The 13,260-nt window shown below is 62.5% G+C and carries 14 protein-coding genes; 6 read left to right on the top strand and 8 right to left on the bottom strand.

From position 1 onward, the window contains the following. Positions 1 to 347: 347 nt before the first annotated feature. The 4 genes from SAZ10_RS28915 to SAZ10_RS28900 all read right to left on the bottom strand — a co-directional run bounded on the left by SAZ10_RS28915 (position 348) and on the right by SAZ10_RS28900 (position 4,784). Positions 348 to 1,442: an OpgC family protein gene (locus SAZ10_RS28915; protein ID WP_318612915.1), complete on the bottom strand. Its 1,095-nt coding sequence runs from the start codon at positions 1,440 to 1,442 to the stop codon at positions 348 to 350. Between the two features lie 455 nt (positions 1,443 to 1,897). Further along, on the bottom strand, positions 1,898 to 2,827 hold the full coding sequence (locus SAZ10_RS28910; protein ID WP_318612914.1) for a DUF6492 family protein: 930 nt from the start codon (positions 2,825 to 2,827) through the stop codon (positions 1,898 to 1,900). After that, positions 2,824 to 3,615, bottom strand: a complete 792-nt coding sequence (locus tag SAZ10_RS28905; protein ID WP_318612913.1) for a WecB/TagA/CpsF family glycosyltransferase — start codon at positions 3,613 to 3,615, stop codon at positions 2,824 to 2,826. The genes SAZ10_RS28910 and SAZ10_RS28905 overlap by 4 nt, the downstream gene beginning before the upstream one ends. Next, positions 3,612 to 4,784: a glycosyltransferase family 4 protein gene (locus SAZ10_RS28900; protein ID WP_318612912.1), complete on the bottom strand. Its 1,173-nt coding sequence runs from the start codon at positions 4,782 to 4,784 to the stop codon at positions 3,612 to 3,614. Before SAZ10_RS28900 ends, SAZ10_RS28905 begins: the two co-directional genes overlap by 4 nt. Before the next feature lie 162 nt (positions 4,785 to 4,946). Between SAZ10_RS28900 and SAZ10_RS28895 the strand changes: the two genes are divergently transcribed. Beyond that, positions 4,947 to 5,945, top strand: a complete 999-nt coding sequence (locus SAZ10_RS28895) for a glycosyltransferase family 2 protein (RefSeq protein ID WP_318612911.1) — start codon at positions 4,947 to 4,949, stop codon at positions 5,943 to 5,945. Then, complete coding sequence (locus SAZ10_RS28890) at positions 5,914 to 7,239, top strand: O-antigen ligase (RefSeq protein WP_318612910.1); 1,326 nt, start codon at positions 5,914 to 5,916, stop codon at positions 7,237 to 7,239. The genes SAZ10_RS28895 and SAZ10_RS28890 overlap by 32 nt, the downstream gene beginning before the upstream one ends. Positions 7,240 to 7,244: 5 nt before the next feature. On the opposite strand, the gene SAZ10_RS28885 is transcribed toward SAZ10_RS28890, so the two are convergent. Then, positions 7,245 to 7,613, bottom strand: a complete 369-nt coding sequence (locus SAZ10_RS28885) for a type II toxin-antitoxin system RelE/ParE family toxin (protein ID WP_318612909.1) — start codon at positions 7,611 to 7,613, stop codon at positions 7,245 to 7,247. Between the two features lie 3 nt (positions 7,614 to 7,616). Beyond that, positions 7,617 to 7,910 (bottom strand): type II toxin-antitoxin system ParD family antitoxin, encoded by a 294-nt coding sequence (locus tag SAZ10_RS28880; RefSeq protein ID WP_318612908.1) that lies wholly within the window; start codon positions 7,908 to 7,910, stop codon positions 7,617 to 7,619. Positions 7,911 to 8,042: 132 nt separating this feature from the next. Here SAZ10_RS28880 and proC point away from each other — a divergent pair, with 132 nt between their 5' ends. Beyond that, positions 8,043 to 8,858 carry a pyrroline-5-carboxylate reductase gene (gene proC, locus SAZ10_RS28875; RefSeq protein WP_318612907.1) on the top strand — a complete coding sequence of 272 codons (816 nt, stop codon included), beginning with the start codon at positions 8,043 to 8,045 and terminating at the stop codon, positions 8,856 to 8,858. Positions 8,859 to 8,888: 30 nt separating this feature from the next. Further along, positions 8,889 to 9,296 carry an OsmC family protein gene (locus SAZ10_RS28870; RefSeq protein ID WP_318612906.1) on the top strand — a complete coding sequence of 136 codons (408 nt, stop codon included), beginning with the start codon at positions 8,889 to 8,891 and terminating at the stop codon, positions 9,294 to 9,296. 312 nt (positions 9,297 to 9,608) lie between these two features. Here SAZ10_RS28870 and SAZ10_RS28865 read toward each other — a convergent pair whose 3' ends face one another. Further along, complete coding sequence (locus SAZ10_RS28865) at positions 9,609 to 10,235, bottom strand: FMN-dependent NADH-azoreductase (RefSeq protein WP_318612905.1); 627 nt, start codon at positions 10,233 to 10,235, stop codon at positions 9,609 to 9,611. 114 nt (positions 10,236 to 10,349) lie between these two features. On the opposite strand from SAZ10_RS28865, the gene SAZ10_RS28860 reads away from it, so the two are divergent. Together SAZ10_RS28860 and SAZ10_RS28855 are read left to right on the top strand one after the other, a co-directional pair. Beyond that, complete coding sequence (locus SAZ10_RS28860; RefSeq protein ID WP_318612904.1) at positions 10,350 to 11,291, top strand: LysR family transcriptional regulator; 942 nt, start codon at positions 10,350 to 10,352, stop codon at positions 11,289 to 11,291. A 161-nt stretch (positions 11,292 to 11,452) separates the two neighbouring features. Continuing rightward, positions 11,453 to 11,950 (top strand): hypothetical protein, encoded by a 498-nt coding sequence (locus SAZ10_RS28855; protein ID WP_318612903.1) that lies wholly within the window; start codon positions 11,453 to 11,455, stop codon positions 11,948 to 11,950. On the opposite strand, the gene SAZ10_RS28850 is transcribed toward SAZ10_RS28855, so the two are convergent. Continuing rightward, positions 11,929 to 13,251, bottom strand: coding sequence for an NAD(P)H-dependent oxidoreductase (locus SAZ10_RS28850; RefSeq protein WP_318612902.1), 1,323 nt, complete (start codon positions 13,249 to 13,251; stop codon positions 11,929 to 11,931). The genes SAZ10_RS28855 and SAZ10_RS28850 overlap by 22 nt on opposite strands. Between the last annotated feature and the right edge of the window lie 9 nt (positions 13,252 to 13,260).

Raw genomic sequence — 13,260 nt, 5'->3', positions numbered from 1 at the left:
CGCCGGCTACAACTTCCGCCGCCTCATCCGCTGGCTCAGTCTTTTGCTGTGCCTGATGCTGGCTGCCTTCAGCACTCAGCTTCGCCTCGTATCAACGTGAAATCGCAATAGTTCACGGTCGACTAGGTCGGGATGAACACGCAAAGCGGACATCGGGGTGCCAGCGTCAGCACTTACGCGCCGATCGCCGCAAGCGCCAACCGGGCGGCGAAATTCGAAGTTTCGCGAAATGCGATCTATTTCTGGGATGAAAGAGCCGACTTTGTTCTTTCAACCAAAATACGCAAGCATGGAGGCGCAGGCCCAGCCTGCTGTTGGAACAACGCCACACAAAACTTGAATGCACATCAATGATGCCATAAAGGCCGATGTGTTCTGGACCCGCAAGCCATCATAGTTAATAACATTATCGCAAAAATTACACAATCAATCAGTATCTTATCAATAGTATGTGGATGATAAATATTCACAATAATATGAGCGGACAAACTGAGAACGACAGTTATCGAATAAACTTCCAACGAACGAGTGCCCATATTAATAATTGGAGCAAGCACAGGGCGTCGCAGCAACCCACTTGTCGGATCGAGGTATCTTGTCACCAGCAATGCCACACTGAGAAAGTGGATCAGCCGGAGGGCTGACAAATTCGTTTTCATTTCGATCAGCGTCGATGGTGATATAGCCAGCCAATCGGCTTCGATGCCCAAATGATGCGAAACGCGCATAATGCCTTTGTAAACAAGAGCAACCGAGACAACTGTCCACGCGATTGGCACGAGCGACCATTGCCAATCGTGCAACGGCGATTTCCGTTTCACTCCGACAAACATTCCGATCCCGAACAGGAACTGCCAGGCGAAAGGATTGAGAGCCCAATAGTCTCCCAGGGAAAGCAAAGACCCGAAGAATTTTTGTGAGAACGCCCAAACCAACGCGCTTGCAACCAGTGTAAGAGTCGCGTCACGTCGAAGCCCCACAAGAAACATCGGCACGCCGATGAGAGTCATCACAATATAGAAAACGAGGATGTCGGATAGGTCTGACGGCGAAATCAGAGAGAGAGCCAGCCACATCGCCGCGATAGGGTCGGTATTCTTCATCACGCCGACGTAGTCGTTGATCTGGATATTGTGGCCCCAAACAGTTGCAGCCGCACTTACAATGAGAATCATTGCCACGCTGGACAGGGAATAATAAACGTAAATTCGGGCAGAACGCGCGCCGAGAGCGTATATCAAGTGGCGCCACCCTTTCTTATGGAGCAAAGATGTGTAAGCAAAAGCGCACGCGATGCCGGATATGAACACAAAGACTTCGGCAGCGTCGGAAAAACCTAACCCTTGGTAAGTAAATTTACTTATGGGGTCGCGTCCGATATGATCGACGGCAACCATACACAATCCTAATCCGCGAAACAAATCTAGCCGTAGATCACGCACGTCAATTTGGACTCTTAATTACGGATGGTGTGTAAGTGGATGCCCCCGATGGTTCGCTTATACACTTGCAGGATCGAAATGGGCACAGCCCAATCGGAGTAAGCCGCTACCCGGAATCCCTTAGAATGCGGAATAACACTGCTCCTTTCAGACAGCTTCGTCCAAAGCAGGCATCGGACAGATGTCCGCGTCACACTCCATAACCTGCCACTTCACCATGCCGGTCATTCCACGGCATGCGCTCGATGGCGACTCATGGCCCGCAATATCTGCTTTCGTGAAAGGGCGAATCTGGCTCCAAGGCCGATTAGCGGCGCCCAGCGGCCGTTCTAGAAAGACCAGGCGACGTCTGCATTAGGTATGGCCGTGAATTGCCCTGGAGCAAGCGACCTTCGTTTGTGGTTGCTATTCTGCCGTTCCAAACGAGTGGGGACCCTCAGGCTTTCACCCCTAAATTAAGCGCCGAGCAGCCGGCGTATTCGCGCAATATCCGTGCCGATGAAGGATTGCATGCCGATCGCCACCTGCTCGGGGGTCACCTCGGTGATCAAGGCCTGCACCTCGGCGTCGGAGTTGGAATACTCGGACGGGAACCATTGCACCCGGCAGAATTCCTCGGCGCCGTGGAAATGGCCGGCGCTGCCGATCACCTCGTCGACATAGCGGCCATAGATCATGCATTCGGAGAATTGCCGTTCGGAGGCAATGACCTCGACCCAATGCCTGGAATGCAATTTCTCGATATGGCTGCACATGGCCAGGATCGCGTCGCGACGCCAGGAAATCAGGGTCGCGATGTAATCATGCGGCGAGATGGCGGGCTGAGCGATGCCGAGCGCGCTGCCGGCGTTGCGCGACCAGGCTTTGTGATTGCTCCGCGCTTCGGCGACGCCATCGTCGCGCCGGAAGAGCCGAACCAGCCCGTCCCGCCAGAACAATTTGCAATCGAAGGGCTTCAGGAAGGCGATGTCTGAATCGCAATAGATCAGCATCGCCTCGCTGGTGTGGGCGGCGATTGCGATCCGTCGCAGCTGCTGCACGTGCCAGCCGCGCAAGGGCTGCGTCTTGAGGCTCAGCCAGATGCGGCGGCGGAACAGGCTGAGCGGGTCGTCATAGGGGCGCAGCCATCGCGGCAGCAGATCGCGCTCGCTGACGACGGTGCGTGTCCGCGTCTCGAGCTGGCGAAACAGCGCCAGGTCGCGAGCCTCGACAAGGATGTAGTGGTGTGAGGCGCCGGTGACGAAGCGGTCGATGGTTTCGCAGAGCAGCCGGCAGCGTTCGAAATCGGGGGCATAGCTCGCCGTGACGATTGCAGCCGTCGCTTCGATGCCGCTCGATCGAGGCGCGGGGGGAGCCGCCGTGTCGGGAGCGAAACGGCTGCTCAAGGCTGGCTTTCCCCGACTGCGCGCGGGGAGAGCTTTTGGCGGACCACACGCGCCAGGAAGACCGGGTTGCCGAGAACATAACGCCGCCAGAGCCGGCTCGGCTCGAGAAGCAGCCGGAAGACCCATTCGAGGCGAAGCTGACGCATCCATTTCGGCGCGCGCGGAACCGCGCCGCTGACGAAATCGAGCAGCGCGCCGACCGCCATGGGCAGCGTGCAGTGGCGTGACGTGATGTTCTTGGCGATCCACAATTCCTGGCGCGGCACGCCTATGGCGACCAGCAGGATATCGGGCCGCAGCGCCTCGATGCGATCGAGGATCGACGGCTCCTGCTCGGGGCTGAAATAGCCGTCATGGATCACCACGAATCGGTGACGCGGGGCGAACGCGCTGAACCTGGCCGCCGCGGCCTCGGCATTGGCACGCTTGGCGCCGAGCAGCGCGATCGTCAGCGGGCGCGGCTCAGCGGCGAGCAGCGCCGGAATGAAGTCGGTGCCGTTGAGATTCTCAGGGAAAGGCTCGCCATAGAGCAGCTTGGCTGCGATATCGACGCCGATGCCATCGGCAAGAACCAGGAAGTCACGCAAGGCCTCGGTAAATTCCGGATCAGAGCAGGCGACATTGGCATTGTGGGCATTGAGGAAGCAGATCTTGGTAAAGCGTTTCTCGACGACGAAGCCGCGCAGCAGCCGGATGGCAGTCGCGAGATCGATATTCGCGACCTGGATACCGAGGATCTCCTTCGAGGAAGGCACGCCCGGCATCTGGCGGACGGCGTGCATGTTCATGCGCACATCCTCTCATCCTCGTGACGCAGCGCGGCAAGGCCGAGACGGATCCGGCGGTCGAGCGCCATGCGCTGCTCGTGACGAAAACCCGTCGGGTCGACGTCGCCGGCACTTCCGGCCGCCCGCAGCAGTGACCGGGCGAATTCGATCGGATCGTCGGCGACGGTGCAGTTGGCAGGAATCATGCCGATCCCCCTCAGCGAGCGCGAGGTGGCGACCGAGGGCAGCCCGAGCTCGAAAGTTTCGATCGTTTTCAATTGCACGCCGCTGCCGGCGCGGCTGATCAGCGGCACGACCCGGCCGCCAAGCACGAACTCGATCGCGTCGGGGACACGGCCAACGAAGGTGACGCCTGGATGCGGGGCGCGGATGTCGGAAGGCATGTTGCCAGCGATGGCGACGCGGAAATTCTTCGGCAAATGCGGCGACACCTCTTCGAGGAACCAGTCGAGACCGATGCGGTTCGGCTGCCAGGTCCAGGTTCCGATCAGCGTCGCATCATATCTGGGAGACCGGTTTGCCGGCGCCGGATAGCTCGAGGCCGGCGTCACCAGCGGGAGGGGAGCCGACCTGCCCGGAGCGGCGACGCCGAGCGCGGCGCGGTCCTCGTCGGCGAGCGTAAAGACGAAGGCTGCCTTGCCGCAGAGCCGGCGCTCCAAATCTTCCAGCAGGCGGGCCTCGCGGCGGTAGAGACATTTCTGGAGCAAGCTGCGCGCGGCTGCGGCGTTTTCTTCGGCCGAAAGGTGTTCGACATTGTGCGCAACGAAGATCGACGGCCTGCCGTCGAAGACGGCCTCGAACGCGCCCGCAAACTGCACCGAGTTCAGGACATAGCCGTCGAAGGGCTCGATCGTCTGCAAGGCGGCACGGACCTCATCCGGGCTTATGACGCGGACCTTGACGGACGAGAATGTCAGACCTTCGACCATCGAGCGGCCCGACCAGACGAGCTTCTGCAAGGCAGAGGCGCTGTCGGTGCGCACGTCGACCGCGCCGAGCACCACGGTGTTGGCGGGATCGGCCGCAACCTTCCCGGGCCAGGTGAAGCCCAGCACCGTGACGCGCACGCCGGCGCGACGCAATGCGTCGATGATCGCGGCGTTGGCGATCTCGTAGCCGGTCGCGGGCGCGCCGTGCGGCACGATCGATGTGGCAAAAACCAGATGCATTCCACTAGTCCTGCCGCAATTCGATAACAGCGCTCAGGTGAAGCCTTAATTAAGCAGATGGCGTAAATGCGCGGTCCGGGACACCGCCAAGCCGTAGAAATGCAAGGTGTTTAAGGAATCCTTTATCGAAGCCGCGTCTTATCGGCGAAACGCAGGCGGCGCATGATCCCCGTTCATAACCAGGCCAGGATTTCGACTGTAGCTCGCTCGCCAGAGTTGAGGGCGGAAGCGATCGAGGTGGCCGTGACGGTGCCTACCTTCCGGCGCCCGAAGCAACTCTTCGACACGCTGGCCTCGTTGCAGAAGCAGCGGACGAAACGAAGCTTCGCCGTCATCGTGATCGAGAACGAGGCGGATCAACGTGAGGGCGCGGCGGCTGCAGGGCCGCTCTTCGAGAGCGGCGCCATGCAGGGTCTCGTCATCGTCGCCCATGAGCGCGGCAACTGCAGCGCCTACAATGCCGGCTGGGAAACCGCGCTGGCGGCTTTCCCCGGCTTCTCGCATCTGGCGGTCATCGACGACGACGAGATTGCCGATCCCGACTGGCTCGAGCGGATGTGCAGTGCCGCGAAGGCGTATTCGGCCGATATCGTCGGCGGTCCGCAAATTCCGGTCTTTCCCGCAAGCGGCGACCTGGGACGCGCCAGCCATCCAGTCTTCGCGCCGCCCTACCGGCAGAGCGGGCCGGTACCGGCCCTCTATTCTTCCGGCAACCTGCTGATCGGCCGGCAGGTGCTGACGGCGATGGGATCGCCCTTCCTCGACCTTGCTTTCAACTTCATGGGCGGCGGCGATTCCGATTTCCTGAGCCGCGCGGCACAGAAAGGCTTCCGCCTCGCCTGGTGCGCCGAAGCGCCGGTCTACGAGGCTGTGCCGGCCCGCCGGCTCGAAGCCGACTGGATTCGCTCGCGGAGCCTGCGTAACGGCGTGATCTCGACGCTGGTGGAAAGGAACAGGCGCGCCGCCGATCCCTTCGGTCGTCTGCGGGTCTTTGCCAAAAGCATTGCGCTGCTCGCCGCTTCGCCGCTCAGGGCGCTTGGGCGGCTCGGCAAGACCGGCTCCCGCTCCATCGCGAGTTACCCGATCTATGTCGCGCTCGGCAGAGTGCTTGCTGAATTCGGCTATGCCAATGAGCAGTACAGAGAGCCTGAGAAGAACTGAGCGCGGCGCGGTCGGCGCCGGGTTCAGCGAGCGGCGGATCGCCACGATCATCGCCTCGCTGCTCTTCACCGTGATGCTGGTATCGTTCCGCCCGTTCCAGCCGACCGGAGCGCTGGAGAGCCAGGACGCGGATCCGGCCGCCGGCGGCGACATCGTCAATCAGGTCGGCTTCCTCTCGCTCGGGCTGCTCGCGATCTTTTCGCTGCTCTGTTATGTCGATCGCCGCAAGCTTGCGGCGCTGCTCAGCCCGTGGTGGCTGCTGCTGCTCGGCTTCTTCTTCCTCTCGGTGGTCAACGCCACCGATCCGGCAGCTGGGACGCGCGCCGCGATTTTCACGCTGATGGGCATCATCAGCATGGCGGCAGTGATCAGCCTGCCGCGCGATGCCGAGTCCTTCTCCTATGTGATCGCGATCGGCGGCTTCACCGTCGTCGGACTGTCCTATTTCGGGCTCGTCGCGCTCCCCAACCAGGCCATGCACACGGCCTTCGAGGTGGAATCAGAACATGCAGGCCTCTGGCGCGGCATTTTCAGCCACAAGAACGTTGCCGGCCCGGTGATGGCCTGCCTCAGCTTCGGCGGTCTCTATCTCTGGCGTCGCGGCTGGACGCGAGCCGGAGGGCTGCTCTTTGTCGCTGCCATGGTGTTCGTGTTCAACACCGGCTCGAAGACGACGGCCGGGCTGGTACCGCTCGCGATCCTGTTCGTGATGATGCCAAGCCTGATCGGCATGCGGCTTTTGACGCCGATCCTGGTCGCGGCCACGCTCATCGTCACTGCGCTGGCGACGCTCGGCATCGTCTTCATCGAGCCGCTGAAGGAGCTTGCCAACGAGCTGGCCCCGGGGCTCGACTATACCGGCCGCACCACGCTCTGGGCCTTCGCCGGCGAGATGATCGCCCAGCGACCTTGGCTGGGGTATGGTTTCCAGAGCATCTGGGGAACGCCGCTCGTGCAGGACCGTCCGCTGTGGTTCGACGACGCTTGGGATATTCGCGGCATCGTGCATGGCCATGACAGCTATCTCGACATCGCCCTTTCCATGGGTTTGCCGGCAACGGTGGTCGCAGCCATCACATTCATGCTCGTGCCGATCCGCGACTACATGCGCGTCCCGCTCTACAGGGAGAACGTCTATCTCGGCGATCTCTTCATGATGGTGACGCTGTTCATCTCGCTGAACGGCTTCTTGGAGACCTTCTTTCTGCGCCGTGCGGACCCCGTCTGGCTTTTCCTTGTCTTCGGGGCGCTCGGGCTGAGAATGACGGCGCGGTTTCCAATGCCTGGCCAGTAGAAAGATCACTCATCTCCGTATTCGGATGGCGCATGCCGCTCGAGCTCCATGCCATCGTGCAGCACCCTGCCGACGCCGATAGCACTGATGCGAGCGACGCGATAAAGCAGGAGATGGCGGGGCTTGAGCACGATCCCGTGTTCTGTTCTGGCGCGCTCACGGCTATACCGCGGGTGATAACTGCGGACGTACTCACCGAACTCTGGCCTGGCAAGGCTTCCGATCCGCTGAGGATCGGCTGCGATGTCGCGCAAAGCCGTGACGAGGAGCCGTTCATAGCGCTGCCGCGCAGTTTCGCCGTGAGTTGCGTCGGTGTATGCGAGCAGTTCGACGATGTCTTCCTGTGCAGCCGCGGATAGCCGATAGGCAGTCACGTGTCAGTGGCGGCCGTTTCTGGCGCGGGCACTCGCCTGCCGCCCCAACTCTGCGACGAACTCTTCAAGCCGGTCGTCGCTAATGTGCTGAAACCGGCCTTCGTCGATATTCAAAAGACCGATCCGGGCCGCCTCTTTGAGCGCGGCGAGCCTAGCCTCCTCCCGCGCCTCGCGCTGCTCTACCAGACGGAGGCCTTCGCGCAGCACTTCGCTGGCGTTCTGGTAACGGCCGGAAGTCACCAGCTGCTCGATCACCTCCTCATGGTGGTCCGTCAGGACAACATTGCGTGTGGGCATCTGAGCTCTCCCCGTCGGAGACCATCATATAATGCGATGGCATATTATGCCAACAGCGGCCGAGCTATGTATCGCCCCAGGGCTTTCGCGCGGGCAGCGGAAGGGCTATGCCGACCCAAACAGAGGTCGGATATGTCTGTCATGGTCATTCTCGTAGGTTGCGGAAACATGGGCTACGCCATGCTGTCGGGCTGGCTCAAATCCGAAAAGCTGATGGCGGGCGAGAGCTTCGTCGTCGAACCGAATGCCGAGCTCAGGGAAAGAGCGAGCAAGCTCGGTGCCCGCACCGCTGCCGACGCCGCCGAAATCCCGTCCGGCATTTCCCCCGAGCTGGTGATCTTCGCGGTCAAACCGCAGGTGATGCGGGATGTCGTCCCCGGCTACCGCCGCTTCAACAAGAGCGGCACGACCTTCCTCAGCATCGCCGCCGGAACCGGCATCGCTGTCTTCGAGGAACTTCTCGGGAGCTCGGCAGCTGTCATGCGCTGCATGCCCAACACGCCGGCGGCGATCGGCAAGGGCATGATGGTGGTCGTCTCGAACGACAAAGTGAAGCGGCAGGCGAAGGAATTCGTCGCCGAACTGCTGGCGACGTGCGGAGAGGTCGCGACGGTCGATGACGAGACGCTGATGGATGCGGTCACAGCCGTCTCGGGTTCGGGGCCGGCCTATGTGTTCCACTTCATCGAGGCGCTCACCGCCGCCGCCGAAACTGCAGGTCTGCCAACTGAGACTGCGAAGCTGCTCGCCATGCAGACCGTCTACGGCGCCGCCTCCCTCGCAGCCGAAAGCCGGGAGGATCCCGCCGTGCTTCGCCAGCAGGTGACGAGCCCGAAGGGCACCACCGCAGCGGCTCTCGATGTGCTGATGAGCGAGGACCGAATGACGAAGCTGGTCACCGAGGCGGTGGAGGCGGCAAGGCTGAGGTCGATCGAACTGGGCAAATAGCTCGCCAATCCTGGGACAAAGGGGGTCAGCATGGCGTCCATCACAGTCGAGCTGCGCAACGTCGAAGGCACGGAAGCGGCGATGGGGTGGGCCGGAGGACACACGATCGTCGTCGACCGGCCCGAAGGAAAGGCTGGCGGACAAGGGCTCGGCTTCAATGGCGGCCAGCTCCTTGCGCTGGCGATCGGCGGATGCTTCTGCAACGACCTGCGCTATGTGGCCCATGAAATGGGCGTCGGACTGGGAAGGATCGCCGTCAGTGTCGTGCTGGACCTCGAGGGCAGTCCGCTCCTGGCGACAGCCGCGACCATGAAGGTCTCCTGCGAGACACTCGACGGCTCCGACCCGCAATGGGTCATCGAGAGGGCGGAGGCGATCAGCACGGTCGCCAATTCGCTGCGGAGAGGAGTTGCGGTGACGGTTCAGCCCGCGGCGTAGGCCAAAGCGGGATTTCGATCGCCTACTGGAGGACCCCTCATCCGACCGCTTCGCGCCACCTTCTCCCACAAGGGGTCACAAGGGGAGAAGGGGGAGCGCTGCACATGCGTCTCTGCCAATCTCCGACGTTCGACATCAGCGGCGTGCTAAATGCCAAGCTCCCCCTTCGCCCCCTTGTGCAAGGTGGATCGGCGCGCAGCGCCGAGACGGATGAGGGGTACTCCAGAAGGCGAGTCCCACGACGGACCGGCAGCGGCCCGCCGTTTGCGCACCGCTGCCAATCTGTTTCATAACGGCACCTCCGGCCGACGCTTATGCCGCTTCGAGATATGCCTCGGCGATGGTGTCCTTCAGCTGGGCATGCGCGGCGACGATGGCCTGGTCGCGTGCCTCGGGGCCGAAGGCCAGCTTCTCAGCCCTGACGAAGGTGACGTCAGTGATGCCGATGAAGCCGAGCAGCGTCCTCAGATGCGGCTCCTGCGAATCCATCGCGCTGGCCGGACCTTCGCTGTAGAGGCCGCCGCGCGTGACGATCACGATCGCGCGCTTGCCGGCGAGCAGGCCTTCGGGTCCCGCTTCCGTGTAGCGGAAGGTGACCCCTGCCCGCAGCACATGGTCGAACCACGACTTCAAGGTGGAGGCGATACCGAAATTATACATGGGCGCGCCGATGACGACGACATCCGCAGCCTTGAGCTCGGCGATGAGTTCGTCCGAAAGCGCGCGGGCGGCGGCCTGCTCGTCATTTGCCGGCTCGCCGCGAAGTGCGGCGGCGGAATGGAAGGTCAAATGCGGAACGGGATTGCTGCCGAGATCGCGCGTGGTGACCGTCAAGGCCGGATTCTGCCAGCGCAATTCGTCGACGGCCTTCTGCACGAGCTGATTGGAAACGGATACATCACCGAGCGCGCTGCTGGTGAGAACGAGAGCGGTGGACATTGCTGAACCCTCCTAGAGGCTATCCATTGCGATGCCAAACAGTTAGTGGTGCACGGAAGGCGACAGAATGCCCGCCGTAGACACCAGACTGTTGCTTCAGGAGGAACACCTTTCGTGAGCGAGCTGGAGGATCTCAGAAGCTTCGTGGAAGTCGTCGAAAGCGGCGGCTTCAATAGAGCCGCCAAGCGGCTTGGCGTTTCCAAATCGATCGTCAGCCGACGGATCGCCCGCATGGAGTCCGAGCTCGGCACTCGCCTGCTCAGCAGGACCACGCGCGGCATCAGCCCGACGGAAGCCGGGCTGGAGTTCAAGCTGCGCAGCGAGCGCATCCTCGCCGAATTCGACGAAGCACGCGAGGCGGTCGCCCAGCAGGCAGGCGAAGTTGCCGGACGGCTCCGCCTATCGGTGCCGCTTTCCTTCGGCGTGCGCCACATCGCGCCCGTGCTGGCGGAACTGGCGAAGCATCATCCGCGACTGGAGCTCGACGTGTCCTACAGCGACCGCCTTGTGGATCTCATCGCGGAGCGCTTCGATGTGGCGGTCCGTATTGGCCGTCTCAGAGATTCCAGCCTTGTCGCCCGGCGGATCGCTCCCGTCCGCTCGGTGGTGATCGCAAGCCCTGATTACCTTGGCCGGAAGGGAAGGCCGTCTGCGCCGGGGGATCTCATGGGGCATGACTGCCTGATCTATACCGGCGGCATTGCCTCCGACTGGCAGTTTCGCTCGGGCAAGCGCACCATTTCGGTGCGGCCCAATGGGCGCCTGCGCTCCGACAGCGGCGAAGCCATCATGCAATGGGCGATCGCAGGGCTGGGCATTGCCGAGGTGCCGACCTTCATTGCATCGGATGCGATCGAAAGCGGTGCTCTCGAGCCGCTGCTCTCCGACTATCCGACGCTCGAATATGGGGTCTATGCCGTGCGCCCGCCGGGCTCATACGTTCCCGGCAAGGTGCGGATCCTGATCGACACCCTCGTGGAGCGTTTCGCCGGCCTGCCAAGGTGGGACCGCTGTTTGATGGCCAGCCACGAGCTGCAAGCTTCAGCCAAGGGTTGAAATCAGGAACATCGAAGCCAGATTTTCATTCTGGTACTGCCAGGTTCGGGGAGACAACCCGACCGGCTTTTCTGCTCGGCAGAGCAGATCGAATCGGGGTGAAATCAGCCAAAATACGGACCGCTTGCAGGCTTGGCCTGAATGCGGTTCGCGGAATTGCAATGACTTCTTGCCGTGTCCCATTCCCTTACCTTTTCCCACTGCTGGCCGGCCTTGCATCTGCATCCTCCTGCAGTGTCGAGAGCCGGGAAGATACGACGGTCGCAGCGGCGCGGACTGCGCTTGTCGGCATGAGCGAGACGGACGTGAGAATGTGCGCCGGCTTTCCGTCGCGCACGGTCGACATCGAGTCAGGCCAGATCTGGACCTATGAGCGCACCATCAATCGCGGCGGCGTAAGCCTCGCTCTGCCGCGTGTCGATTTGGGCGTGCTGCCTGTGCCCGGAGGCTCCGTGACAGTTGCTCCCGGCGGCTACTGCAACATGCAGGTCCGCTTCAGCGGGGGTCGGGTCGCCCAGGTCGAGTATGCTGGCGACAACGACCTGCCGCGCCGCCGCAATGCGCTGTGCGAGCCCATCATAGACGAGTGCGTGATCTATGCTAACGCGTCGTCGCCTGCGCGCGAACGAAAACAGGCTCAGCCCGCAGCTGCTCCGTAGAGCATCTGGTCCTGGCGCTGGCGGAGCGCGAATAGTCTCGTAGTCGGGTCGGGAGAAGCGTTGTGGTAGGTGAGAAGCTCGCCCTTCCGAACCGGCCTGACGACCTTGCCGCCCTCGAGCAGGCCGACGGGAACGGCAGCCTTGTCGCGCGCTTCCGCAGCCAGCATCGTCCATGAGCGGTAGCAGGTCTCGCCGATGGCGTCGAAGGCCTCCCCCGCAGCGAGATCGCGCTTGGCGACGGCGCAGACCTCGGCGACGGGAGTTGGCAGCGGCACCATGTCCGGCTTGCCGTAGAGCATGATACGGGCGGCCGTCAGCGGCACCTCGAGCGAGGTCAGGTGATAGGGCCGGAAGAAGCTGTAGTACGGTCCCTTGCCGACATGAAGATCGTCCATGCGCTCGATGACGCGGGGATGGGTGGCCTCGACCACGACGAAGACGCCGGGCGCAACGCCCTTCCCGATCGTGTAGTCGACCACGCCTTTCCGGGAGAGAACGCCGCCGTCCTCGCGCGGGATGAGCACCTTGCATAGCTCGTCCCGGTCGGCTTTCGGGCCATGCATGCCGGGGACGTCGGGCACGAGGCCGGTGGCGTTGGCGATCGCCGCCATCTCGACCATGGTCTTGGACCCATCGACGAATTCGACCAGCATGCGCGGGTTCATGTTCCGGCGCGCGGCCTCCTCGCGATAGTCGTCGGGAACGGCATCGTGGTTCAACGGGTTGTTCTTGCCCTTGCCAGCCGAGACGATCGTGTAGCCGAGCGCAGCGGCGAACTCGATCAGTTCCATGCAGGAGGACGGCTCGTCGCCGGCCCCAACCGAGTAGACGACGCCCAGCCGGTCGGCCTCCTTCTTCAGGAAAGCGCCGATGGTCACGTCGGCCTCGACATTCATCATGACGAGGTGCTTGCCGTGCTCCATCGCCATCAGGTCGAAATCGGCGGCGACGCCGGGCTTGCCGGTGGCGTCGATGACCACGTCGATCAAAGGATTGGTGACGAGCAGCTCGTTGGAGGTGATGGCAATCTTGCCCGCCTCGATCGCTGCCGTAAGCCGGGACGGTGTGTCGGCCTCGATCGCGCGCGCGTCGTCGCCGTAAGCGATGGTGACCGCCTCGCGGGCGGTATGCGGCCGCCGCGTCGATATGGCCGCAATCTCGACGCCTTTCATCAGCCGCCCCTGGGTAACGAGGTCGGTGCCCATCTCGCCGGAGCCGATGACGCCGATTCGCACCGGCCGGCCTTCGTCGGCACGGCGTGCAAGGTCGCGGGCTAATCCGGTGAGGACGACATTGGTCATGCGGTCACG

Origin of the sequence: Mesorhizobium sp. BAC0120 (genome assembly GCF_033542235.1) — a bacterium.
Classification (GTDB): Bacteria; Pseudomonadota; Alphaproteobacteria; order Rhizobiales; family Rhizobiaceae; genus JAWRCU01.
This window is presented reverse-complemented; position numbering and strand designations above follow the sequence as displayed.